We start from the raw sequence: 25424 nt of genomic DNA, 5'->3' as shown, positions 1-25424 counted from the left end.
TCCCGCTACGGTGACGCCCGTTTTTGTGGCGTCGACAGCAGCGAAAGATGACGATGAAAGTTCTGGTCCCAGTCAAACGGGTGGTCGATTACAACGTCAAGGTACGTGTAGCGGCCGATGGCAGCGGTGTCGAAACGCAGGGCGTGAAAATGTCCATGAATCCGTTCGACGAAATCGCAGTCGAAGAAGCAGTGCGCCTGCGTGAAAAAGGCGCTGCCAAGGAAGTCGTGGTCGTGACCGTCGGCGCACAGGCCGCGCAGGACGTACTGCGCACGGCCATGGCCATGGGTGCGGATCGCGCCATTCTCGTGCGGACGGACGACACGCTTGAGCCGCGCGCCGTGGCCAATGTGCTCAAGGCCATCGCCACGCGCGAGGAAGCCGGCCTGATCTGCATGGGCAAGCAGGCGATCGACGACGACATGAACGCCACGGGCCAGATCCTGGCCGCGAAGCTCGGCTGGCCGCAGGGCACGTTCGCCAGCGCTGTGACGGTTGCCGATGGCCGTATCGAAGTTGCCCGCGAAATCGATGGCGGCACGGAAGTCGTGTCCCTCACGCTCCCGGCCGTAGTGACGGCGGATCTGCGCCTCAACGAACCGCGCTATGCCTCCCTGCCGAACATCATGAAGGCCCGCAAGAAGCCGCTTGAGACGGTCGAGATCGACAGCCTTGGCGTCGATACGGCGTCGCGCCTGACGGTGGTCTCCGTGGCCGAACCGCTGGAGCGCAAGGAAGGCGTGAAAGTGAACAGCGCGGCCGAACTGGTCGAGAAGCTCAAGACAGAAGCGAAGGTGATCTGATGACCGCTCTTGTTCTGGTTGAAGTCGAGAACGGCGCAGTCCGTCAGGCTTCCCGTTCGGCTGTTGCCGCGGCCTCGCGCTTCGGTGCCGTCGACGCCATCGTGTTCGGAGACGGCGCACAGGCCGCTGCCGCCCTGCCGGGTGTGACGCGCGTTCTCAGCGTGCCGGGTCTGGTCAATGATCTGGCCGAGCCTGCTGCCGATCTGCTGGCCGCTCGCGCAAAGGACTACAGCCACATCGTGGCCGCAGCTTCCGCCACCGGCAAGAACATCCTGCCGCGTCTGGCGGGCCTGCTGGACGTGCAGCCCATTCCGGATGTGGTCGAGATCAAGGACGCCGACACGTTCGTGCGCCCGATCTATGCCGGTAATGCGCTGGCAACGGTCCGCTCTGCTGACAGCATCAAGGTACTGACGGTCCGCGGCTCCAATTTCGAACCGGTCGCCGCTGAAGGTGGCTCGGCCGCCATTGAGACAATCGAGGCTCCGGCCAGCGAAAAATCCGTCTTTGTGAAGGTCGAGCTTTCCGCATCCGATCGTCCGGAACTGGAATCTGCCCGCGTGGTGATTTCCGGCGGCAAGGGCATGAAGGATGCAGCGAACTTCAAGCTGCTCGAGCCCATCGCCGACAAGCTGAACGCCGCTATCGGCGCCTCGCGTGCGGCCGTGGATTCCGGCTTTGCCCCCAACGAGATGCAGGTCGGCCAGACCGGCAAGATCGTGGCGCCGGAACTCTATATCGCCGTGGGCCTGTCGGGTGCGATCCAGCATCTGGCCGGCATGAAGGACAGCCGCGTGATCGTGGCGATCAACGCCGATCCCGAAGCGCCGATCTTCAAGGTCGCCGATTACGGCATCGTGGGCGATCTGTTTGAAGTCCTGCCGGAACTCGAAAAAGCGCTGTAAGGCGCTCTTTCGCTGAAACGACAAAAAAGGGGCGCCCCATGACGGGACGCCCCTTTTTTCATGACAGGACCTGACGCAGGTTTAACTGGCTCTGTGAGCCCCATGAGGCACTCTTCAGGACACGGAGACCCTCATCATGACCCTGCGCAAGTTCATCCGGGACATCCTGTCCTGCCTGCCCATCATTCTGGGCGCCCTGACCATTCACACCGCCCTTGCGGCTGCTTACATCGTGCCCTCAGCTTCGATGGAGCCCACGCTGATGATTGGCGACCAGATTGGGGTGGTTGTGCCGTCCTATGGTCTCAGCACAGCCAATCTGCCGTTCGGGACTTTGCTGAAACCCACATCCGAAACGGGCACCCGCGTCTTCGGGCGCCTCCCCCATCGCGGCGACGTGGTCGTGTTCCGCGCACCCGCCAATCTTCAACAAACCTGGGTCAAACGCGTGATCGGCCTTCCCGGAGACACGGTCGCACTGGTGCACGGCCGCGTTATCCTGAATGGAGCCGAGCTTCCATGGAAAGACATGGGGCCTGCGCGCGAGGAAAGCCGCAAAAATGTCTGGCACCCCGCAGAACGCTATGAAGAAATCCTGCCGGGAAACGTGCATCATGACATTCTCAAAATGTCGCAGGACGGGGAACTCGACACGGTTGCCCCGTTCACCGTTCCCGCAAACCACCTGTTCGTCATGGGCGACAACCGCGACAACTCCGCCGACTCGCGGGTGAGCGTTGCGGATGGAGGCGTCGGACTTCTGCCGCTCTGGAACCTTCAGGGACAGGCCCGTGCCGTCCTGTGGTCGTGGCGGGATATCTGCAGAACAGCTCTCGTTCTTTGATTTTTCGCCCAGCCCCTCTTGCGGTAAAACGTTAACACCTGTAGGAGAAGCGCCGTCGGCCGGAGTGTAGCTCAGCCTGGTAGAGCACTGTGTTCGGGACGCAGGGGCCGGAGGTTCGAATCCTCTCACTCCGACCAGCCGACTAATTTTTCCAGAAATCGCTAAAGCAGTTTTCGGGCCTTAGGCCAGAGCATGACTGCGCCTTAAACGCAGAAAAATGCCCTCCCCTCGGGAGAGGGCAAAATGGCTTCAGGAACGCTTGTCCCAGGCCGAAGAGATCGGCCAGACGCCTTGGGCGTAGACCTGACCATAAGCATGGACTTCCGTCAGGAAGGTCCGCTCGCCTTCAAGAACGATCTTCACAGTCGGGGCCAGCGTGCCGCCGATGCGATAGGTCGCCGGATCCTGCGGATCAGCCGAACCCGGCTGCGGCAGGGTATCGATGAAGGACTGCACGTAACCGGCAGGATCGACGAAGTGCGAATAGGTTTCGTACGGAGCGGCGGACGGATTGCCGAGCACGAGACCCGATCCGTTCAGCGGAACATACGGACCGAAGATGCCGTTGCGCGAAACAAAGCCATACACACCGTCCGGACCCGTGCTGTTGCCGGTGAAGGTGGAGTGATGGGAGATCGTGAACAGATAGGTCAGACCATCCTGGAACACGACATGCGGACGTTCCGTCTGGTCATTCACGCCCAGAGCCGTCACCAGCGCAGGCAGCATTTCCCACTGCGAGAAATCGCCTTTCTTGGCGTCGGATGTCAGGCGGGCAATGCCGATGGCGGCGGCACCATACTGCGCACCGGCCGGTACGGTCGTGGCAGGCGGAACAAAGCCCATCTCGTCGGAATCAATGGTGAAGTCGCCACGCATGCCGGGCACATTGCCCTCGAACAGCGCATAGATCTCGTTGTCGTCCGGATTGCGGAAGATGTGCGGATCGCGGAAGTCCCAGTAGGCGTCTTCGACGATATTGGCGTAGTTCACGCCGTCCGCCTGGAACATATCCGTGCAGACATCGAAACCTTCGAACCACACGCCGGTCGCATCTGCCATGACCTGGCCCGTCGTGTAGGACGGAACGGACTCGGACGGGGAATCGTTGACGGACGTGTAGAACAGATCGACCGTGTTGGCGCTGTTTTCGCGCATGACGGCACAACCGGACCATTCCCAGCTGCGGGAATTGGCGCCTTCCTTGATGACGCGGCCACCGAACTTCCAGTCTGCACCGTTGCCGGTGCGGCTATAGTAGTAACCGATATAAGAATAGTTGTTGCGGCTGTGCCAGCCATCGACCGTATCGCCCGTTGCGGAACGATCGGCGACAAGGGCGAACATGATGTACCAGCCCTTGAAAGTTACGGTCTTGCCGTGGATGTCGCGCAGCAGCCAGGTGTCCCACTGCCATACATCGGAATCGATGACCGGGAATGCATAGTCGATGACCGGCATGGTCGTCGTCGGATCATCGGTACGGATCTTCATCGCGTCAGCGATCGTCCAGCGCGAACCCGACTGGGTAGCGCTCTGCATGCTGGAAACAGCGTTCATGATTTTTCCTGTAGCTGAAAAGAGAAGAACCTGACGCATCCCAGTAACCGGAATATTTTTCATTTCCGGTTACTGGATTAACGTCTGAACAAAAGGATTAAATCCTGTACTGAGCCGTAATTTCCATACCGAGAAACATGTCTTGCTTCTAAAATTGAGCAACAAAAAAGGCCGATCCTTTCGGAAACGGCCTTTTGAAAATTTCTTGATCTGAAATGGTGCTTCGAACCATTTATTAATTATGTTTTATGGCTCAGTGCCACAGTTATAGGAAAAACATGCGCGCAATGCAAGCAGAAAATTTCCGCTTATCTTTTGACGGGTCCATCCACAAAGAAACCCACCCGTCGCCGGGTGGGTTTTGAGCAGGCTTTAAAGGCTGCAGTGCTCAGCCGCGCTGAAAGCCAGCCAGCGCGGAGCGTGAGAGCTCTTCCAGAAGATCAATCGCTTCTTTCGAGTCGTTCAGACAGGGCACCAGGGCAAACTCCTCGCCCCCCGCTTCCACGAATTCTTCCCGAAGCTCGTTGCCGATTTCATCCAGCGTCTCAATGCAGTCCGTCATGAAGCCGGGCATGATGACGGCAATCTTCGTGATTCCCTGCGCCGGAAGAGCTTTGACGAAAGGCGCCGTGTAGGGCTGAATCCATTCCAGCGGCCCAAAGCGGGACTGGAACGTCAGGGGCATCTGCTCTTCGCTCAGCCCCAGAGCCACCCGAAGCCCGGCAATCGTGCGCTCACACTCGTCCCGATATGTGTCGCCCTTTTCGATACAGGTTTTGGGGAGACCATGAAACGACGCAACGATCTGCTGCGGCTTGAAGCTCAGACCCGCCAACGTATCCTGAACGGACGTCTCAAGCGCGCGTATGAAAGCAGGGTGATCCGGGAATGACGGAACCGTCAGAACCGCTGGCTGACGACGCAGACGCATAAGCACGCGGAAAAGCTGGTCATTGGCAGTTGCGGTCGTGGTTGCGGAATATTGCGGATAAAGCGCAATGCTGACGATCCGGTCACAGCCCTGATCCATCAGACTTTCAAGGGATTTCGCAACAGAGGGGCGCCCGTAGCGCATCCCCCATTCGACCGGCACACCATCAGCACGAAGCCGCTCGGCCAGTCCTTCAGCCTGCCTGCGCGTATAGACGCGCAATGGCGAGGCATTTTCTTCCTTGTGCCAGATCCGCGCATAATTTGCGCCGCTGGCAAAAGGACGCTTTGTGAGGATGATGCCCTGAAGGATCGGTTGCCAGAACAGGGGAGAACTCTCGATGACGCGACGGTCAGAGAGAAACTCGCTGAGGTATCTTCTTACCGAGAAGTAGCCTGTGTCATCAGGCGTTCCCAGATTGATAAGAAGAACGCCTGTCCGGCCTTCTGGCGGAGGGGCAATACGGGGAGTTTTGTGTAAAAATGCCATGGTACCCTCTACTGTGGAACCAGGCACGGACTTAGGAAAGAGGGAAAACGCCTGGGGATACGCGTCCCTTACGGGACGCTATCGTCGGTGTCTTACTTTCGCATAGGAAACATCCGGTTTCCGCGTCCCTTGCAGCAAAGTATAGGCAAACACCGCAACGGCGACGGTCATGGGACCAACATACGGCAGAAGAGTATTCGTCAGAGCCATACTTGCCTCCTTTGAGCCTTTGGAAAAGATTTTCTGGCAGGCTCAATTCAGAGAGTGAGCACATCTTCAGCTCGTTTCAACAAAAAAATTCGGAATTCTTCAAAAAACATTCAAGGAAATGAAATATTTTCCTATTTTCAATGCCTTAGGCGAATACGACTCTGCGTCACCTTGCCGACTTCAGGCAACCATCCCATCTCAATGTTGTTACAGACACATCATCCGATTTCAAATTTAAGGATTTCCCGACATGGCTACACAGGATCCCGTCATTTACGTTGTCGCCGACGGCGAAAAAGCCCGTTTCCTGCGTCTTGAAGGCGCGCAGCTCCGCACCATCGCAAGCTTCGACCTGCACAAGGGTTCCAGCGCGGAAAAGGACGTCGCATCCATCAAGGCACCGCGCGAAAATCCGCATGAGCAGCTCAAGGAACACTTCACCCGCGATCTGGCTGGCCATATCAACAAGGCCGCACAGAGCAGCGACGTCGAAGGCATCCTGCTGATCGCGCCGGCTCAGGCATCTCACGAAATCCGCGAACACCTCGACAAGCCGACGAGCAAGAAGCTGTTTAAGACGCTGGTCAAGGATCTGGTCAATACGCCGGACCATGATCTGCTGAAGCATCTCGACCGTCCGGAAACCGGCTGGTCCGAACTCGCTTCCGTCTGAGTTCAATCAGACTTGCGGGAAGATCCTCAGACGGCCTTTCCCGCAATGCAGGCCTGCCTCACCCCGGTCGTTCCCGGCCAGGATGACGGCAGCCCGCGCAGGCAGCGCACGGCCAGAAGCCCGAAACACTGCGCTTCCAGGGCATCCCCGTCCCAGCCAAGGACATCCACGGATGCCACATTCCCCAAACGCTGGTTCAGTCTATCCATCAGCACCGGATTGTGACGGCCTCCGCCCGCGACAAACCACATCTCCGGCCGTACCGGAAACGGCGTCCGTGCGACGGATTCAACCGTAAAAGCCGCCAGCGTCGCAGCCCCGTCTTCCGCAGACAGATCCCGCACACGCGCCATCGCCTCAGGGTGAAAGCTCAGCCTGTCGAGCGACTTGGGCATAGGCCGCGCGAAATACGGAATCGCCAGAAGATCTTCCAGAACGTCCTGACAGACCGTCCCTGACGCTGCCAGTGCACCCCCAAAATCACAGGGCTGGCCCGTATGCTGTAACGCCCAGTCGTCCAGAAGGGCATTGCCCGGCCCTGTATCACAGGCCCAGACGCCCCGCTCCCCCTGCGCGTCCTGTGGCCCCAGCACCGTCACATTCGCCACGCCACCAATGTTGAGCATAGCGACGGAACGCGGATCGCGCTGAAGCAGGGCAGCATGAAACACCGGCACGAGCGGTGCGCCTTCGCCCCCGTTTTCCAGATCCCGCGTCCTGAAATCATACACGACCGGCACATCGCAAAGGTCCTGAAGCAGTCGGGCATCCCCGATCTGCCAGCTCCAACCCCGTTCAGGCTGGTGCAGAATGGTCTGACCGTGAAACCCGATGACAGCAGGCTCCAGATCCGGCGCCTGCTCCCGCAACAGACGCACCGCCTCCACATGCCGCAGTGTCAGATCGCGGGCGACTGCCTGAACTTCGTTGTCATCGTCCGGCAAACCAGCTGCACGATCCAGCAAAGCCCGCGTGCGGGCACGAAGTTCCGGACTATACGGCAGCGTCAGGGATGGCCCCATACGCCCGATCCGCACGCCATCCGTCTCGATCAGGGCGGCATCCACCCCGTCCAGAGACGTCCCGCTCATCAACCCGAGCGCCCAGACCATCCCGGGCGCATCTGCAGGCTTCACCGCACTCAAAGCCGGGCGAGCGCCAGATGCAGGTTGCCCTGACACCGCTCCAGAAGCGGCTCGATCTCCGCCAGAGCCACACCTCGCCGCAACAGAACGGCCCGCTTCGTATTCCCCTGCACAAGGCTCAGTGCATCGCGCGCCTCTTCGGCCGTTCCGCCAGCCAGTTCCATGACCATGCGTTCCGCACGAATCTGAAGCTTGTCGTTGCTGATACGCATGTCCACCATACGTCCGCGATAGACATGCCCAAGACGCGTCATCAGGGCTGTGGAAAACAGGTTCAGCGTGACTTTCTGTGCAGTTCCCGCTGCCATCCGCGTCGAACCCGCCAGAACCTCGGCCCCGGTTGGAATACAGATCCCGAATTCAGCTTCCCGCAGCAGACGCGATTCCGGATTACCGCTGACACCGATCGTCAGCGCCCCGACCTCCCGTCCGAGCTGAACGACCGCACATGTGTAAGGCGTATTGCCGCTCGCCGCGACGCCGATCACCACGTCCTGCGCAGTCGGGTGATAGTCCATCAGATCAAGCCGCGCCTGATCTTCCCGGTCTTCTGCGCCTTCCGCGGCCTGGGTCGTCGCCCCGGCTCCACCGGCCAGCAGCAGAACCAGCTTTTCCGGCGCCACACCAAAGGTCGGCGTCAGTTCAACACCGTCCTGCAATCCGATCCGCCCGGACGTCCCGGCCCCCGCATAGACCAGCCGCCCCCCGGCCTGAAGCCGGGGCACAGCAGCCTCGACGGCCCGTTCGATGGACGGCAATGCCTCCCCGACCCGATCCAGAGCCGCCTTCTGCGACGTCAGAAGCCGACCCAGCAGAGCATCGAGCGGCAGGCGCTCGATGTCCTCATTGGCCGCAAGAACCGTCTCCGTTCGGGACGCCGTCATGACACCACCCTTCTCTGTTGATCGCTCAGTCTTCGTCTTCATCCGGCACTTCATTACGACGGAAAAGCTGCCCGTCCTTCAGAAGTCCCTGCTTCACGATGCTTTCCGCAATCTGAACCGCATTGAGGGCCGCACCCTTGCGCAGATTGTCAGACACACACCACAGCGCCAGACCGTTCTCGACCGACGGATCAATCCGCAGACGGGACACATACGTCGCATCCTCGCCCACACATTCGATCGGCGTCACATAGCCACCGTCTTCGCGCTCATCGCGTAGGATCACGCCCGGCGCCTTGCGCAGCGCCTCACGCGCCTTCTTCAGATCAACCGGCTTCTCACACTCGATGCTGATTGCTTCCGAATGCCCGATGAACACCGGAACGCGCACGCAGGTCGCCAGAACCTTGATGTCCGGGTCCATGATCTTGCGGGTTTCGACAGCCATCTTCCATTCTTCCTTGGTCGCACCGTCGTCCATGAAACGGTCGATATGGGGAATGACATTGAAGGCAATCTGCTTGGTGAACTGCGCCACCGTCGGCTGATCGTTAACGAACGTGCCCTTGGTCTGAGAAAACAGCTCGTCCATCCCGTCCTTGCCGGCGCCCGACACCGCCTGATAGGTCGAGACCACGATGCGCTTGATCCGGAATAGGTCATGCAGCGGCTTGAGCGCCACGAGCATCTGCGCGGTCGAGCAGTTCGGGTTGGCGATGATGCCACGGCTCGCCTTGCCAATCGCCGCCGCATTCACTTCCGGCACGATCAGGGGCACGCCCGGCTCCATGCGGAAATGCGACGTGTTGTCGATCACCACACATCCCGCAGCCGCAGCCTTCGGCGCATAAACGGCCGAAACCGAACCACCCGGCGAGAACAGTGCAATGTCCCAGCCCTTGAAATCGAACGTCTCGAGATTCTGGACCTTCAGGACTTTCTTGTCCCCGAAGGAAATCTCGCGTCCCGTGGAGCGCGGCGATGCCAGCGCCACAACTTCATCGACCGGAAACTCCCGCTCCGCCAGAATTCGCAGCAGTTCACGCCCGACCGCACCCGTAGCGCCAACAACCGCAACCCGATAACCCATGATCTTTTCCCGTTTCCTGAAAATCAGCCCGAAAAGGGCAGACGCTTTAAAAGCGCCGACAGACGGTGCCGCCGCAGTTCGTAGCGGGCCTTGCGCCCCGTCGCCATATAGTTGAGCTGGATGGCATAGCGTGTTCCCACGAACTGCCGGTGCCCGTGCCAGGTTGCCGGACCGTTCGGAAACACCAGCAGCGTCCCTTCCGCCGGCGTCACCTCAACATCGAAATCCTCGACATCATCCGGCCCGTTCAGCAGCCGCAGACAGCCATCGCGTGACGCCCAGTCCTCACCGCGCGGATTGAGATACAGCAGGATCGTGACCAGCTTGGCCTCCGAATCCCGATGGATGCGCCCGTCTTTTTCCCGAGTGCGCCCGCGCACCGTCAGCATGGTCGGCGCATTCGCCAGATCCAGCCCGAATTTCTCCGCCACCAGCGCCTTGAGCTTCGGCCCCTGCAATTCCGCAATCATGCCCGCAACACGCGGCGTCAGCTTCAGGGCTTCCGGCGGAAAAGAGCCGCCAGATTTCATTTCCGGCAGATCGGACACAACCGCCTTCAGGTCATCATTGCCGATGAAATGCGGCACCACCATATGCGGAAACGGCTTTTCCGCAACGGGCGTGCTCTCAAACGCATCATAATCAAGGGAAATCCTGCTCATGGCGCGGAAGGCTAGACGCGGCCCACGCCGGCGACAAGGCCTATTCCACACATGTGAGACCTGCCTTTTGCGAAAGAATATTACCCCCGCAGCGGCTTATGCACCCTGACCATCCTGCTCGTCGCCAGATAGCGGACATATCCTGCCCCCAGGCGGTTCGCACCCCCCGTGCAGACATGCGGCCCGGGCAGAGACGAGAGGCGCCCGTCCCAGACCGTATGGAGAAGACGCGGATCCGTCCGGCATTCCAGCCGCCGATGATCCACCCCGGACTGACCCACATCATCCGCCAGAACGGAATGGACAGACAGATCGCCCCGACGCAGGTCCTGCGCCCCTGCCGACAGACCCGTCAAAGCAAGACCACTTCCCGTCAGAACCGCAAGAAACAGCAGAGCACGCATCAGCGGAACTCCCATCCCAGCAAGGCCGGCTCAGGACCGGTCAGGGATCAAGACGACTCTCGAGCATTAAAAGTTGCGGCAACTTTGTGGCGGGACGAACAGATTTTTGCCTTCAAGCGGCCCGACCACTGGGCCTACACTTGTTTTTCCTGCCCTCTCCAGCGCAAGGCGACATCCCATGAACACACGGTCTCTCGTCCTCCCGGAACTTCTGCCCCTTCTTGATGAGTTCCCCACCGTCGATCTTTCGCCAGAGTCCCTCCCCGCTTTCCGCGAAGGGCTGGAACAGTCCGCCGGACAGTCCTTCCTGCAAGCCGAAGACTACCCCGTCACGCTCGAACGCCTGACCATTCCCGCTACGGACACCGCACCCGCGATCCGTCTCCTGACCGTTCGTCCCCGCAAAAATGCTGCAAACCCGCGCCCGGCCCTGCTGCACCTGCATGGCGGCGGCTATTTCGCCGGCCAGCCCGAATTCACCACGACCCAGCTCTGCCAGTTCGCACAGGAGCTGGACTGCGTGGTCATCTCCCCCGATTACCGCCTCACCCCCGAACACCCGTTCCCGGCCGCAATCGAGGACGCCTACACGACGCTATGCTGGATCACGCGCAATGCCGATACGCTCGGGATTGATCCCGCCCGCATCGGCCTGACCGGCGAAAGCGCGGGCGGGGGCCTCGCCGCGGGACTGGCCCTCCTGACCCGGGACCGGGAAGGACCGACGCTCCTGTTCCAGAACCTCATCTACCCCGTGCTCGACGACCGCACGACGACGGGTCAGCCTGACGCGTCCCCCGTCGGAGGCGAGTTCCTGTGGACCCGCACCAGCAACACCTTTATGTGGACGGCCCTCCTCAATCCCGTAGCGCCCGGTTCGGCCGATGTCTCGCCTTATGCTGCCCCTGCCCGCGCAACCGACCTGGTCGATCTGCCCCCGGTCTATCTGTCCGTTGGCGCGCTGGACCTGTTTCTGGATGAAGATCTCGCCTACGCGCAGCGCCTGATCCATCAGGGCATTTCGGTAGAGCTGGAAATCGTACCCGGCGCCTGCCATATCTTCGACCAGACAGACACACCGGTCGCCACCCGCTCCATCGCACGCCGGATCGACGCCATGAAACGCGGCTTCGGTCTCTGACCACGCAGGGAGCGGAGCAGACGGAGATTGGCCCTGTTCAGCCAATCCGTTAAAGTGCGCGGCCATAAGACAGGACCCCGGACCCGTGCGCGCCACAGAAGCCCGGCACCGGGGACACAGGAGACGAGTTCATGGGCGACCATCGCGATGACCGGGACGCCATCAACGGCGAAAACACCGTCTATCTGGCGGAGCTGCACACACGCTGGCAGCACGACCCGACCTCCGTGGACCCGGCCTTCGCCTCCCTGTTCGAAACCCTCGGCTCCGAGCGTCTGGCCGACCCGGACACAACGCTCCAGACTGACAGCACGGCCGACGCCAGCGCCGAGAGCCTGAAATTCGCCTATCGCCTGCGCGGACATTCCATCGCCTCGCTGGATCCGCTCGGCCTCGCCCCCACACCCGATATTCCTGAACTGTCTCCGCCGGGCGCAGACCGGGATTTGATCGCCCGCCTGCGCCGCGCCTATTGCGGCACGACAGCGGTCGAGTTCATGCATCTTCAGGATCAGGCCCAGCGTCAATGGTGGATCGACCGTCTGGAAAACCCAGCACCCGGTCCGCCGCTGGACCAGAAGCGTATTCTCCTCGCCCTGACCCGCGCCGAGGGTTTCGAGCAGTTCTGCCAGAAGCGCTTCATGGGCATGCGCCGTTTCGGCCTCGAAGGCGGTGAAAGCGTCATCGTCGCCCTGCGCACCTTGATTGATGCCGCCGCACAGGACGACGTACGCTCCGTCTCGCTCGGCATGCCCCATCGTGGCCGCCTGAACGTGATGGCCAACATCCTGCGCAAGCCCTTCGCCGCCATCTTCAGTGAATTCGCAGGCGCGTCCTTCAAGCCCGACACCATCGAGGGTTCGGGCGATGTGAAGTACCATCTTGGTACGGCCACGACGCTCGAACATGCGGGACACACCGTCCGTATCTCGCTCCTGCCCAACCCCTCGCATCTGGAAGCGGTGGACCCGGTCGTGCTCGGCCGCGTCCGCGCCGATCAGGATCGCGAAAAAGATCACGACCGGCAGCATCATCTGGGCATTCTCGTCCATGGCGATGCCGCCTTCGCCGGTCAGGGCGTCGTGTACGAAACTCTCAGCCTGTCAAAGCTGGAAGGCTACAGGACGGGTGGGACGGTTCACGTCATCATCAACAACCAGATCGGCTTCACCACCGTCCAGTCCGACGCCCATTCTGGCTTGCACAACACCGATATCGCCAAATCCGTTCAGGCCCCGATCCTGCACGTCAACGGCGACGACCCCGAAGCTGTCTCCCGCTGTGCCTTTCTGGCGCATGAATGGCGCCACACCTTCCAGTCCGACATCGTGCTGGATGTGGTCTGCTATCGCCGTCACGGCCATAACGAAGCCGACGAGCCCGCCTTCACGCAGCCCGCAATGGTCCACGCCATCCAGTCCCGCGCCACGACCCGCAGCCTCTATGCCGATCACCTGATCCGCACCGGAATCATGACCGAAGCCGAAGTCGAGGAAATGTGGGCCCATTTCCAGCGCCGGCTGGAAGAACAGTTCGAGACGTCCAAAACCTATCAGCCCGATGGCACGGACTGGCTGGACGGCCCCGAAGACCCCACACGCCTGCAGGACGAGCAGGACCGCATCCAGCCCATGACCGGCGTGCCCCTCAAGCGCCTGCAAGAAGTCGGCGACGCGATCGGCACCATTCCCGAAGGGCTGGCTGTCCATCCGCGTCTGGCCCGGCAGATCGTGGCGCGCGGAAAGGCCGTCGCCGAAGGTGGCCCGCTCGACTGGGCGACCGCCGAGGCCCTCGCCTTCGGCACCCTGTCCATGGATGGCCACCCCGTTCGCCTCTCGGGACAGGACAGCCGCCGCGGCACATTCAGCCAGCGGCACGCCGTGCTGTTCGATCAGGACATAGGCCGCGAAGACACGCCCCTGACCCATATCGCCCCCCATCAAGCCCCGCTGAACATCTGGAATTCGCCCCTTTCGGAATATGCGGTGCTCGGCTTCGAATATGGCTACTCCCTCGGCAATCCCGAAGCGCTGGTTCTGTGGGAAGCGCAGTTCGGCGATTTCACCAACGGCGCACAGATCATCCTCGACCAGTTCATCGCCTCGGGCGAGACCAAATGGCTGCGGACGTCCGGCCTGACCCTGCTTCTGCCGCACGGCTATGAAGGTGGTGGCCCGGAACATTCCTCAGCCCGCCCCGAGCGCATTCTTCAGCTCTGCGCCGAAAACAACATGCGCGTGTGCAACATCACCACACCAGCGAATTACTTCCACGCCCTGCGCCGCCAGATCGCGCGCCGCTGCCGCAAGCCGCTGGTCGTCTTCACGCCAAAGTCCCTGCTGCGCAACAAGGATGCGGTCTCCATGCTGGACGAGGTGGGGCCGCACACCCGCTTTCAGCCCGTCATTGCAGACCCGGCCAAGGAAGAAGGCGCCCGTCGCGTCATCCTGTGCACCGGCAAGGTCTATTACGACCTCGTCGCCGAACGCACACGCCAAAACCGTAACGACGTCGCCATCATCTGCATGGAACAGCTCTACCCGTTCCCGCATCACGCCCTGATGGATCAGCTCGCACGCCATCCGGATGCCGAACAGGTCCTGTGGTGTCAGGAAGAGCCACTCAACAACGGGGCATGGATTTTCGTAGATCGTCGCATAGAACGCGCCCTGCGCGCCTGCGGACATCGGGTTCAGCGCCCGGACTATGCAGGCCGCGACAGCGCCGCCTCACCCGCAACCGGGCTACCGGGCGTCCATGCTGCCCAGCAGCAAAAACTGGTTCAGGACGCCCTGTCCTGAACCACACCAACAGGGGAAAAACTCAGGTCGGGCCGCCCTGATAGCCATAACTGCTACGGCCCGCACCGACGTTGCCATAACTGTCACCACGAAACTGCCGCGACCCCTGCCCACCATAATCCGGCCCACAGGCCGCCAGAGCCGCCAGCAGCGCAAGCGCCACCCCAATCCGAATACGCGTCATCTGCGCTTCCCTCTTATATCGTTCCACAACGCCATCTTACGCCCCCAAAACACCATAAGCCACAGACGGCTTGCGGGCAGGCGCCACGACGACATCGAAATTTTAGGGAAAATGGTGAACCGGCTGGGACTCGAACCCAGGACCATTCGATTAAAAGTCGAATGCTCTACCAACTGAGCTACCGGTTCATCCGCACGCTGGCTACCCCACAACCCATAAGGGCGTCAACCTCATAGGCCTGAAAAACAAAGACCAATGTTACAGTTCCCGCAGGCTGAACACATCCATACATGACTGCCTGCACTGAAAGGCGTTATGGACAGCTATAGGTTTAGCTTGCAGAAGCTGACGGCTCATCTGCACCCCAGAAAGGAAGAGACAGATTTCCATCCAGATCCTTCCCAATCTTTCGCTGGAAGAGGACGAGCTGAAGGTCACTTATATTCTGGCGTCCGGCCCTGGTGGGCAAAACGTCAACAAAGTGGCGACTGCAGCGCAGCTTCGGTTTGACGCTGGACGTTCGCGTGCCCTGTCGGACCGTATCCGGACGCGCCTAATCGAACTTGCGGGCAGCCGTGCTACCCAGAATGGTGAAATCATCATCACCGGTCGTCGCTTTCGTACCCAACAGCGAAACCGCGAGGATGTCATTGGCCGTTTGGCAGAGCTGATCAGGCAAGCCGCACATCGCCCTGCCTTTCGTGTTGCTACCCGCCCCGGCAAAGCGGCCCGGCAACGGCGTCTCGACGGAAAATCCCATAGAGCCGGCATCAAGCGCAACCGTTCAGTCCGTCTGGACGACTGATAGCGCCATTCCGGACGGGAATTGGCGCAGACAGCCGCACGCTCTACCGAAATTTCGATACTCTGAAATAACAGGAGAATTCTGGAGATGGCTTATCATCTTACCCTCTCCAGCCTTCATGGAAATATGTTTCGCCACGCATCCATCAGGCAGAATTTCCTTCCTATCCACTCCCGTGAAACGGATTTTTGTTGCTATCCTGCAACAGGATGAAAATCTGTTACACGAATCATTTTTGCTACTTTCATGTAACGAGTTTTTATCATTACTCTTGTGTAACCCCCTCTGAACCCAAGAGCGGCGTCTCACGGAGGTATAGATAGTAGTAATGAAATCCCGGCATCGTATCTCCCTGCTCGTGACGACGGCAGTTTCCGTCATGCCCTGCATGTCTGCCGTAGCTGCAACCACCACGACATATCCTGTTGCACGTCATCACAGTGCGAAATCCAGCAACGCGACCCACGCCGCTACGCACCCTGCTGCTGTGTCTGCAAAGCCTGCGGTTGCAGCGCCGCGCAAGAAAAAGACTGACGTCAACTTTGCGGGCGAAGCCGAGACGATCAACGTCACCACTGGCACCCATGCGACCAACCGCAAGGCCCGTGAAAGCTCGTCCCCTGTCAGCGTGATCTCTGCCGCAACACTGCGTCATTCCGGCATGATGAACGTCGCAGATGCCCTGACCCGGACCTATGCTTCCATCAACGTACAGGCCATGGGTGCGGATTCCTCCGCCCTGACCTCATCCATCCAGATGCGCGGCCTCGGCCCGAACGAAGTCCTGGTGCTGGTTGACGGCAAGCGCCGCCACAACACGGCAAACATTACGGCCGATGCCGGTCCGCAGTTCGGCTCCACCGGTGCCGACCTGAATACGATCCCTGCCAGCGCCATCGATCATATCGAGGTACTCGAAGACGGCGCGGCCGCGATGTACGGCTCCGACGCCATCGCCGGCGTAGTGAACATCATCACCAAAAAGCAGGCCCACGGCATGCACACCTCCGTGCAGACCGGCGCGAACGCCTATAACGGTGACGGCTGGCAGTACAAGGTCGATGCCGATGGCGGCGTAAAATGGGGTAATGACGGTTATCTGCACATCAGCGGCGAAGTCTACCATACCGACCACATGGTCGTTGGCGCCCGCGACCACCGCCTGATCGGCAGCTGGCCCACCAATGCCACCACGACGGGTTACTATACCGGTGTTGTTCCGAACGCGATGAACGTGCCCGCCGATTCCAACAAAATCATGAGTACGCCCGAAGAAACCCGCGAGAGCCTCGCCATCGACTTCGGCAAAACCATTACCGAAGGCGTGAATTTCTACGGCCTGGTTACCTATATGCACCGCCATGGCGAAGCGTATGAAAACTACCGCACACCCAATATCGCCCCCACGATGTACCCGGCCGGCTTCTCCCCGCTCGAAACATCGGAAGAAAACGATTACGCCGCCACGCTGGGCCTCAAGGGCGACAATTTCCTGGGCTTCGACTGGGATCTGAGCACCACTTACGGTGCGGATGGCAATAAGATCGGCAACAAGAACACCGCGAATACCGGCATGCTCGCCAGCACCTGTTCGACCAATCCGAGCTCATCCTATTATTCGACCGATGGCTGCGGCTGGTCGCCCAATACGACGCGCGCCGAAACTTATCGTATGGCGCAGTGGACCAACAACCTAGACTTCCGCCGCCAGTTCAACATCGCCCACACCGTCCCCATGACGCTGGCCTTTGGTGGCGAACATCGCCTCGAAACCTATCAGATCAAGGCTGGCACCCCGCCGTCCTATGAGCTTGGCGGCACGCAGGGCTATGCCGGTCTGGGTCCGAACAGTGCCGGCAACTGGAGCCGTGACATCTGGGCAGCCTATATTGATGGCGACTTCCACCCGCTCAAGCACTGGGATCTCGATTTCGCAGGCCGCTTCGAGCACTACACCGATGTCGGCAACACCGAGAATGGCAAGGTCTCGACCCGTTATGACCTGACCAGCAAGATTGCGCTTCGTGGCACGATCAGCACGGGCTTCCGCGCGCCGACGCTGGCCGAGCAGCACTACAGCGCCATGAACGTGGATCCGACCGGAGCCTCCGGCCTCCTCCCCGTCAATTCCACGGCTGCCCGCATCCTCGGCGCCAGCGCCCTGAAACCGGAGCGCTCCGTCAGTGCCAGTGGAGGCATTGTCGTGGAACCCGTGAAGAACTTCCACGTCGAAGCAGATGTCTATCAGATTAATCTGCGGGATCGCATTGTGGGTGGAGGTACCGTCAATGGCGATGCAGCAATCAGTGCCATTGAAGCCATGGGATATTCCCTGCCGCTCAACAGCATCACGCCCGACAACGTCTCCGCCTACTACATGACCAACGGTGCCAGCACCCGCACGCAGGGTCTGGATATCAAGGCGGACTACATGATCCGCTTCCACAATGCCGGCAACCTGAACCTCAGCATGGCGCTGGACCTGAACCGCACGCGCCTGCATCACAACGGCACCGACACCAACGGCAATCCGCTGCTGAACGCGCAGAACATCGCCTACATCACGACGGCCTATCCGCGCAGCAAGATCATCCTGAACGCGCTGTATACAGTCGGAAAATGGGACTTCAATGTTCGCCAGACGCGTTACGGCGAAACCACGTCGATGCTGACCTACTATGACTGGACGGACAAGACGTTGCCCTGCCCGCTGGATGGGAAGGGACTGGCCTATTCCAACAGCTGCTTCTCGCAGTTCAAGAATACGCCGCGCTGGCTGACGGACATCGAAGTCGGATACCGCTTCAACAGCAACTGGCATCTGGCCATCGGCGCGAACAACATCTTCAACGTCCGCCCCCGTCGCGTCCAACCCATCAACAGCTCCCGCGGCGCCCAGATCTACGACCAGTTCTCGCTGCAGGTGCCCATCACCGGCGGTTATTACTACGGCCGCATCAACGCCAATTTCTAAAACTGTTTTCCTGACTGACCAACGAAGAGAGGCGCCCCATCAAAGGGGCGCTTTTTCTTTGAATCCACGCATAAGCCACAGACAGGACAGCGGCTGAGAGAAAAAGACGGATCATCCAAACGAACACCGTCCTTGCATCTGTAGAATGCCTTGCCTGAATCCCATCCTCACTCAGCGTCGCAACCACTGGAAAACAGGCAAAAAAAATCCTCACCCCTTGAAGGGATGAGGATCTTTCCAACTCAGACCAATTGGGCTCAGGCCGTCCGGGCTGTTTCGGCTTCACCCTCGGAGGTCAGCAGATAAGGGCCGCTAGCCAGAACCTGGATGGCCAGCATGCCGAAGCTGTTAGGCTGACGAGCCGTCAGCGGCAGCGTGGCATTGCCGTTGGTCCAGCGTACGGCTGTATCTTCCAGCACATCCCAGCCGCAGATGTTGGCATCAGTCAGATGCTGGTCAATACGGATCGTATTGCCCGAGTCAAACAATGTGACTTCACCAACCAGAACACCGAGATGACGACGGTCATCCACGAACGGCCCGACTGTCTCGCTCGGGCGGGACGTCCGGGACACGAGACGGACATCGGTAACGTCGGACGGGATCATGAACATCATACGACCATTGGCCTCACGGACCTGATGGATCGTCTGTCCCGTGTTGGCGACGAGATGCAAACCGGAGTCTTCGGTCAGGACCGGAGCCTCAATGCCGCTTTCAAGACCGGCTTCGATGGCACGGGCTTCGATCACACGGAAGATCGGCTCGACCACATCGCGGCTGACAGTCAGCGGAGCTGCTGCATCGTCATTCCAGGTTCGCGCCCGTCCACCCAGAGAAACAACGGTACCGCTCTGACGGAACGTGTGACGGTTTCCGGTATCGAGATAGCTTTCCGTCAGCATACCGTCAGCCATGATGACCGAATGCTCTGCGGTTTCCACATGGAAATAATCGTAAGCTGGCATGTTACGATCATAAATCACGGAGCGACCGTTCACGAGCATACGGGCCGGGACAAAACCACCCTTCAGGAACAGGCAATGTTCTGGGGTGACCAGCATATCCTTGTAAGGCACGCCCTCGGCGAGCGCATTTTTCAGGATACGAACCGGATAACCAGATTCGGCATCCGACAGCCCCGGCTTGGCGACCATACGTGCACGACCAGCCCAGGTCACGGTCCGCTCCACGGCTTCACCGTTTACGAAGGCCAGAACCGTGCTGCCCAGACGCAGGGTCTCGACAGCGACATCACCTTCCGGTGTACGGATCATGCTGCCGGCAAGGAAGCAGGTCGTAGTACCATTGTCTTCGACGATCCAGCCATTCGCCCCGTCCTGAACGATCGTCGCCTGGGAAGCCGGCGTAAAGCCCTCTGCCGTGTTGACGTCGCCAAAGGTCAAAACGCGACCGTCATCCAGTGTAATCTGAAGGGTATAAGACCCGTCCGTGTTCGGTGTGTACGTTGCGGCAACCGGAGCAGAAGTGACTCCAGAAATACCGAAATGCGTGTTGGCGGACACACCGTTGACGACAATACTCTGTGTGTTGGTTGAGTCGCCATGCAGGAAGCCATTGGCCTCGACATAGACCGTATTCACCGTCGAAGGATCAACATTGATGGTGTTGATGGTTTCGAGCGGATTGAGGAACAGCGTGCTGCCCTGCTGCAGGTTGACGATACCGCCGTTGATCCAGATCGGATCGGACGCCGTACCCAGCGTGGAGCCGAGCAGGTTGATCGTGCCGCCATTGTTAACGGTGTTATCATCGAACACGACGTTGTTGTCGTTGTTGATGATTGTGATCGTGCCATCAGCACGGTTCATTGTAACGCCGCCGAGTTCGACCTTCGACAGCGTGTTGATCAGGATCGTGCCATCGTTTTCGAAACCAGCGGTGGCGAAGACATAGCCATTATAGTTGCTGCCACCCTGCGCCGTGATCTCCAGTGTGCTGTTCTGCCAGACACTCAGGCTGCGGATCTGGTTATAAGACGGCGCATTGGCGACAACGATATTCGGCGTAGTGCTACCGGAATAACCGACATTGACGTCAGCATTCTGCTCACTCTGGGGAACGGCATTTCCACTGTAGGAACTACCCGTTGTATCGATTGGGTTGCCCTGGCCGTCATACAGCGTCCAGTTGCTAGGATCATACCAGTCACCACCCGACTCAGGGCCGGTCCAGCGCCATATATTGTCATGCTGATGGAAGCTCGCGGCATTATTGCTGTACTGCGAGGTATCCCCCCCGGCGCTGGCAGCGGCGGCGGCCGTATCGGCAAGCTGCTGATGCAGGTTACTGCTGGCGTAAGAAGCCGGAGCCGTTTCGGTCCCGGCGTCTTCGATCAGCCAGCCGTTCGAGCCGTCCTGAACAATCGTCGCCTGAGCAGCGGGCTTGAAGCCATCTGCGACATTGACTGTCGGATAGGTGATGGAGCGACCGTTTTCGAGCGTGATCGTAAGGGTGTAAGAGCCATCACTGTTGGCTGCATATGTAGCCGAAGTGGGCTGCGAAGACCCATTTAGGATGCCGAAATGCGTGTTTTCAGAAACGCCGTTAATAACGGTGTTCTGCACGGAGCCGCTGTCGTTGTCGTAACGGTCGTTCACGTAAAGGGTGTTTACGGTCGCGGGATCAACATTCACCGTCGCGCCAGCACCATAGAGGTTCGCAAAAAGTGTGCTGTTCTGCTGCAGGTTGATCGTGCCACCGGCAATGCTGACAGGTGATGCAAGCGTGCCAAGGGTCGCGTTGACCAGATTCAGCGTGCCGTTGTTCAGATAAGAGTCGTCGAACGTGACGTTGCCGTCGTTGTTCATGATGGTCAGGGTGCCATTACCTGACGTAACCCCACCGAGTTCGACCTTGGACGGCGTGTCGATGATGACGGTGCCATCATTTTCCATACCTGCCGTTGCGAAAACATTACCGTTTCCGCCCTGTGCAGTGATCTTCAAGATGCCGTTCTGCCAGACACTGAGGCTGCGGATCTGGTTATAGAGTACGGCATTGGAAACAACGACGCTCGGCGCACCGTCGCCGTAGTAGCCAACATTCACGTCAGCGTTCTGTTCGCTCTGGGGAATGGCGTCTCCATTGAAGGAACTGCCTGTTGTGTCGACCGGATTTCCCGCATCGGTCAGAACCCAGTTGCTGGCATCAGACCAGTCCCCACCCGCATCCGGGCCTACCCAGCGCCACGCATAGTCATGCTGATGGAAGCTGGTTTCGCTGCTGTTATAGGGGACGGTGTCGTCATTTTCGCCAGTCGGGTCGGCCATGCTGGGATCTTTCAAAAAAAAATTTCCGGCACAGGCTCGCCGGAATATGTTTGCGGACTGCTAACGATTTTTATCAGCGGTCACAAGTTAATAATATGCAAACGGAATGTGATATTTCAGACTATTTCGTTAATTGCTCGCTAATTGGCTATCTGTCCGCCTGCCAAATGAGACCCCTGCATGTGGAATGCCTCATTGGGTGCCGGGTGTGGCGTGACAGCGACGCATGCGGTATGCTGGGGCAACTGAATTCTAGTGTGGTGACCTGTCTTGACCGAGCTGACCGAGCCGACTGATCTAACCCCTTCCGGCCGTCTTCCTGTGACGATCGAGGAGGAAATGCGCTCCTCCTATCTGGCCTATGCGATGTCCGTGATCGTATCGCGTGCTCTGCCGGATGTGCGGGATGGTCTGAAGCCGGTTCATCGCCGTATCCTGTACGCCATGCGCGAGAGCGGCTTCACGGCCGACAAGCCGTATCGCAAGTCGGCACGTGCGGTCGGTGACGTGATGGGTAAATACCATCCGCATGGTGACAGCTCGATTTATGACGCCATGGTCCGGATGGCGCAGCACTGGTCGATGCGCGTCAAGCTGATCGACGGTCAGGGTAATTTCGGCTCGGTCGATGGCGATAGCCCGGCCGCCATGCGTTATACCGAGGCCCGTCTGGCCAAGGCGTCGTCCTTCCTTCTGGACGACATCGACCGCGATACCGTCGATTTCCAGCCGAACTACGACGAAAGCGAGAGCGAGCCGAAGGTTCTTCCGGCCGTCTTCCCGAACCTGCTCGTCAACGGTGCGGCCGGTATCGCCGTCGGCATGGCGACCAATATTCCGCCCCATAATCCGGGCGAAGTCATTGACGCCACGCTGGCCATGATCGCCAACCCGGCCATCGAACTCGATGAGCTGATGCAGATCATCCCGGGTCCGGACTTCCCGACAGGCAGCATCATCATGGGCCGCAGCGGCATCCGTCGCGCCTATGAGACGGGCCGCGGGTCCATTCCGGTTCGTGCACGCGCCGAGATCGAGGAGATCCGCAAGGATCGCCAGGCCATCATCATCACCGAGATTCCGTATCAGGTGAACAAGGCCACGTTGCAGGAAAAGATCGCGGATCTGGTCCGGGCCAAGGAAATCGAAGGCATTTCCGACATCCGTGACGAGTCCGATCGCTCGGGCATGCGTGTTGTCATCGAACTCAAGCGCGATGCGACGCCGGATGTGGTTCTGAACCAGCTCTATCGTTTCACGCAGCTTCAGACGTCCTTCAGTGCCAACATGCTCGCGCTGGACGATGGCAAGCCGCGCACGATGGGCCTCAAGGACATTCTGGAAGCCTTCCTGCGCTTCCGCGAAGAAGTCATCCTGCGCCGCGCCCGCTTTGACCTGAACAAGGCGCGTGACCGTGGGCATCTGCTGGTCGGCCTCGTTCTGGCGGTTGCCAATATCGACGAGGTCATCGCGCTGATCCGCGCGGCCCCGGATGCCGCAACGGCGCGTGAAGCGCTGATGGCGCGCGAGTGGGATGCTGCGGAAGTCATCCCGCTGCTGGAACTGATCCACGACGAAGGCAATGTCATCATCGATGGCAAGGTCCGCCTCACGGAAGCACAGGCGCGCGGCATTCTTGAGCTGCGCCTGCAACGCCTGACGGGTCTGGAACGCGAGAAGATCCAAGGCGAACTCGGTGAAGTCGCCCACAAGATCGGCGAGCTGCTCAAGATCATCGAGAGCCGTCCGCGCCGGATGGAAGTCATGCGCGAGGAACTTCTGGCGGCCCGTGCAGAAGTTGCGACCCCGCGTGCAACGGAAATTTCCGATGCACTGGGGGATCAGACCGACGAAAGCCTGATTGAGCCGGGCCAGATGGTTGTCACCATCACGCGCGACGGTTTCATCAAGCGCACCCCGCTTGAAATTTTCCGCTCCCAGAACCGTGGTGGCCGTGGCCGGACAGCCTCCGGACGCCGTGGCGATGACGTGATCATCCGCAGCTTCAATGCGCACACCCATCAGTGGGTGATGTTCTTCTCCTCGGGCGGCAAGGCCTACCGGATGAAGGTCTGGCATCTGCCGGAAGCCGCGCCGACCGCCAAGGGCCGTGCGCTCGTCAATCTGCTGCCGGAACTGGGAACGGATTCCATCACGGCCGTTCTGCCGCTGCCGCAGGATGAGGAGCTGTGGGACGACCTGCACCTCGCTTTCGCGACGGCCAGCGGCAATGTGCGCCGGAACCGTCTGAGCGATTTCCGCAACATCCGCGCTTCCGGCCTGATCGCCATGAAGCTGGATGAAGGGGATTCCCTCATCGGTGTGGCGACCTGCCGTGAAGGCCAGGACGTGTTCCTCGCAACGAAGAACGCGCGCTGCATCCGCTTCCAGATCACCGACGATACACTGCGCGTGTTTGCCGGTCGTGGCAGCACGGGCGTCCGCGGCATCCGTCTGGGTGACGGCGATGCGGTGATTTCGCTCTGCATCCTCAACCATGTGGATGCCAGTGTCGAGGAACGTTCGGCGTATCTGCGGATGGCCAATGCCAAGCGCCGCGCCGAAAATGCGGCCCTGGATGACAGTGCCGAGGACGAGACCGTGTCCGGCGACGAGGAAACCGTCGAAGTCGCGGGCGACCTGACACAGGAGCGTTTCGAGGAACTGGAGCAGCAGGAGGAAATCCTTCTGACCGTTACCGATGGCGGTTATGGCCGTCGCTCCTCCGCTTATGATTATCGTGTGTCGGGCCGTGGCGGTCAGGGCATCACCAACATGACCTTCTCCGCGAACCGCCGTGGCAAGGAAGTGGTGGGCACGCTTCCGACGCTCGATGGCACGGACGTCATGCTGGTCACGGATACGGGGCGTCTGATCCGTCTGCCGGTGTCGCAGGTTCGCGTCATGGCCCGTCAAGCCAGCGGTGTGACACTGTTCCGCCTGAATGACAGCGAGACGGTCATCTGTGTGTTCCCGGTTCTGGAAGACGACACAGAAGAGGGCGACACCGACGAAGGCTCCGAAGCCGGTGCCAAAGTGATTGGCGAGGCCGCTTCCGAGGCACCCGCTGCTGGTGACGATGCTGCACCTGAAGCCTGACGTGCCGACCGATCCACGTGTCGGGTTTTATCCCGGCACGTTCGATCCGGTCACGTTCGGGCATCTCGACATTATCCATCGGGCCTCCGCCCTGTTCGACCGTCTGCTGGTTGGCGTGGCGGTCAATGAAGGCAAGCAGCCGCTTCTGGATCTGGATGCGCGGCTTACTGCGCTGCGGCATGAAGTGGACAAGCTGCCACACGGGGAGCGCATCGAGGTTGTCGGCTTTGATACACTGCTGGTCGATGCCGTCCGTCAGACGGGCGCCGGCACGGTCGTGCGCGGCCTGCGATCCGGGGGCGATTTCGATTACGAGAGCCAGCTTTCCGGCGCATTGCGTCGTCTGGCCCCGGAAATCGAGACGGTTTTCCTGCTGTCTTCCGAAGAACACCGCAGCACGGCCAGCAGGATCGTGAAGGAAATCGCACGGCTGGGCGGAGATATTTCGCCCTTCGTCAGCGAAGATGTTGCACATATCGTCTTGTCGAAACTGGGCCGAGGCCCGACATAGGAACCTTCAACGATTT

Annotated in this window: 19 protein-coding genes and 2 tRNA genes; 11 read left to right on the top strand and 10 right to left on the bottom strand. The window is 59.9% G+C overall.

What is annotated here, in order from left to right:
• Positions 1-53: 53 nt before the first annotated feature.
• The 4 genes from JK202_RS04980 to JK202_RS04965 all read left to right on the top strand — a co-directional run bounded on the left by JK202_RS04980 (position 54) and on the right by JK202_RS04965 (position 2689).
• Positions 54-803 (top strand): electron transfer flavoprotein subunit beta/FixA family protein, encoded by a 750-nt coding sequence (locus tag JK202_RS04980; protein WP_211559156.1) that lies wholly within the window; start codon positions 54-56, stop codon positions 801-803.
• Positions 803-1708: an FAD-binding protein gene (locus JK202_RS04975; RefSeq protein WP_211558831.1), complete on the top strand. Its 906-nt coding sequence runs from the start codon at positions 803-805 to the stop codon at positions 1706-1708. The genes JK202_RS04980 and JK202_RS04975 overlap by 1 nt, the downstream gene beginning before the upstream one ends.
• 136 nt (positions 1709-1844) lie before the next feature.
• The gene (gene lepB, locus JK202_RS04970; protein ID WP_211558829.1) at positions 1845-2552 is read left to right on the top strand and encodes a signal peptidase I; all 708 of its coding nucleotides are present in this window, start codon (positions 1845-1847) and stop codon (positions 2550-2552) included.
• Between the two features lie 60 nt (positions 2553-2612).
• Positions 2613-2689, top strand: a tRNA-Pro gene (locus JK202_RS04965).
• A gap of 112 nt (positions 2690-2801) precedes the next feature.
• On the opposite strand, the gene JK202_RS04960 is transcribed toward JK202_RS04965, so the two are convergent.
• Positions 2802-4112, bottom strand: coding sequence for a glycoside hydrolase family 68 protein (locus tag JK202_RS04960; RefSeq protein WP_211558827.1), 1311 nt, complete (start codon positions 4110-4112; stop codon positions 2802-2804).
• Positions 4113-4500: 388 nt separating this feature from the next.
• Positions 4501-5532 carry a ferrochelatase gene (gene hemH, locus JK202_RS04955; RefSeq protein WP_211558823.1) on the bottom strand — a complete coding sequence of 344 codons (1032 nt, stop codon included), beginning with the start codon at positions 5530-5532 and terminating at the stop codon, positions 4501-4503.
• Positions 5533-5992: 460 nt separating this feature from the next.
• Between hemH and JK202_RS04950 the strand changes: the two genes are divergently transcribed.
• Positions 5993-6415 carry a host attachment protein gene (locus tag JK202_RS04950; RefSeq protein ID WP_211558820.1) on the top strand — a complete coding sequence of 141 codons (423 nt, stop codon included), beginning with the start codon at positions 5993-5995 and terminating at the stop codon, positions 6413-6415.
• Between the two features lie 26 nt (positions 6416-6441).
• Here the strand turns inward: JK202_RS04950 and JK202_RS04945 are convergent, their stop codons facing one another.
• The 5 genes from JK202_RS04945 to JK202_RS04925 all read right to left on the bottom strand — a co-directional run bounded on the left by JK202_RS04945 (position 6442) and on the right by JK202_RS04925 (position 10600).
• Positions 6442-7527: an anhydro-N-acetylmuramic acid kinase gene (locus JK202_RS04945; protein ID WP_211559154.1), complete on the bottom strand. Its 1086-nt coding sequence runs from the start codon at positions 7525-7527 to the stop codon at positions 6442-6444.
• 29 nt (positions 7528-7556) lie between these two features.
• Positions 7557-8444 (bottom strand): N-acetylmuramic acid 6-phosphate etherase, encoded by an 888-nt coding sequence (locus tag JK202_RS04940; RefSeq protein ID WP_211559152.1) that lies wholly within the window; start codon positions 8442-8444, stop codon positions 7557-7559.
• A gap of 25 nt (positions 8445-8469) precedes the next feature.
• Positions 8470-9534: an aspartate-semialdehyde dehydrogenase gene (locus JK202_RS04935; protein ID WP_211558818.1), complete on the bottom strand. Its 1065-nt coding sequence runs from the start codon at positions 9532-9534 to the stop codon at positions 8470-8472.
• A 23-nt stretch (positions 9535-9557) separates the two neighbouring features.
• On the bottom strand, positions 9558-10196 hold the full coding sequence (locus JK202_RS04930) for a 2OG-Fe(II) oxygenase (protein WP_211558816.1): 639 nt from the start codon (positions 10194-10196) through the stop codon (positions 9558-9560).
• A gap of 80 nt (positions 10197-10276) precedes the next feature.
• Positions 10277-10600: a hypothetical protein gene (locus JK202_RS04925; RefSeq protein WP_211558815.1), complete on the bottom strand. Its 324-nt coding sequence runs from the start codon at positions 10598-10600 to the stop codon at positions 10277-10279.
• Between the two features lie 178 nt (positions 10601-10778).
• Between JK202_RS04925 and JK202_RS04920 the strand changes: the two genes are divergently transcribed.
• Positions 10779-11741, top strand: coding sequence for an alpha/beta hydrolase (locus tag JK202_RS04920; RefSeq protein WP_211558813.1), 963 nt, complete (start codon positions 10779-10781; stop codon positions 11739-11741).
• 131 nt (positions 11742-11872) lie between these two features.
• On the top strand, positions 11873-14542 hold the full coding sequence (locus JK202_RS04915; RefSeq protein ID WP_211558812.1) for a 2-oxoglutarate dehydrogenase E1 component: 2670 nt from the start codon (positions 11873-11875) through the stop codon (positions 14540-14542).
• Positions 14543-14564: 22 nt separating this feature from the next.
• Here the strand turns inward: JK202_RS04915 and JK202_RS04910 are convergent, their stop codons facing one another.
• Both JK202_RS04910 and JK202_RS04905 read right to left on the bottom strand, forming a co-directional pair.
• A complete protein-coding gene (locus JK202_RS04910) occupies positions 14565-14726 on the bottom strand; it encodes a hypothetical protein (RefSeq protein ID WP_211558811.1) in 162 nt (53 codons plus the stop codon).
• Between the two features lie 112 nt (positions 14727-14838).
• Positions 14839-14914, bottom strand: a tRNA-Lys gene (locus JK202_RS04905).
• 194 nt (positions 14915-15108) lie between these two features.
• On the opposite strand from JK202_RS04905, the gene arfB reads away from it, so the two are divergent.
• Positions 15109-15531: an alternative ribosome rescue aminoacyl-tRNA hydrolase ArfB gene (gene arfB, locus JK202_RS04900; protein ID WP_211559150.1), complete on the top strand. Its 423-nt coding sequence runs from the start codon at positions 15109-15111 to the stop codon at positions 15529-15531.
• Between the two features lie 328 nt (positions 15532-15859).
• Positions 15860-18505, top strand: coding sequence for a TonB-dependent siderophore receptor (locus tag JK202_RS04895; RefSeq protein ID WP_211558810.1), 2646 nt, complete (start codon positions 15860-15862; stop codon positions 18503-18505).
• A gap of 257 nt (positions 18506-18762) precedes the next feature.
• Here the strand turns inward: JK202_RS04895 and JK202_RS04890 are convergent, their stop codons facing one another.
• On the bottom strand, positions 18763-21798 hold the full coding sequence (locus tag JK202_RS04890; RefSeq protein ID WP_211558809.1) for a Hint domain-containing protein: 3036 nt from the start codon (positions 21796-21798) through the stop codon (positions 18763-18765).
• Positions 21799-22077: 279 nt separating this feature from the next.
• Between JK202_RS04890 and gyrA the strand changes: the two genes are divergently transcribed.
• Together gyrA and coaD are read left to right on the top strand one after the other, a co-directional pair.
• A complete protein-coding gene (gene gyrA, locus JK202_RS04885; protein WP_408872142.1) occupies positions 22078-24897 on the top strand; it encodes a DNA gyrase subunit A in 2820 nt (939 codons plus the stop codon).
• Positions 24878-25408, top strand: a complete 531-nt coding sequence (gene coaD / locus JK202_RS04880) for a pantetheine-phosphate adenylyltransferase (RefSeq protein WP_211559148.1) — start codon at positions 24878-24880, stop codon at positions 25406-25408. The genes gyrA and coaD overlap by 20 nt, the downstream gene beginning before the upstream one ends.
• Positions 25409-25424: the final 16 nt, after the last annotated feature.

The organism is Gluconobacter sp. Dm-62, assembly GCF_018256155.1.
GTDB lineage: Bacteria > Pseudomonadota > Alphaproteobacteria > Acetobacterales > Acetobacteraceae > Gluconobacter.
Note: the sequence above shows the minus strand (reverse complement) of the source record. Positions and strands in the feature narration are given on the sequence as shown.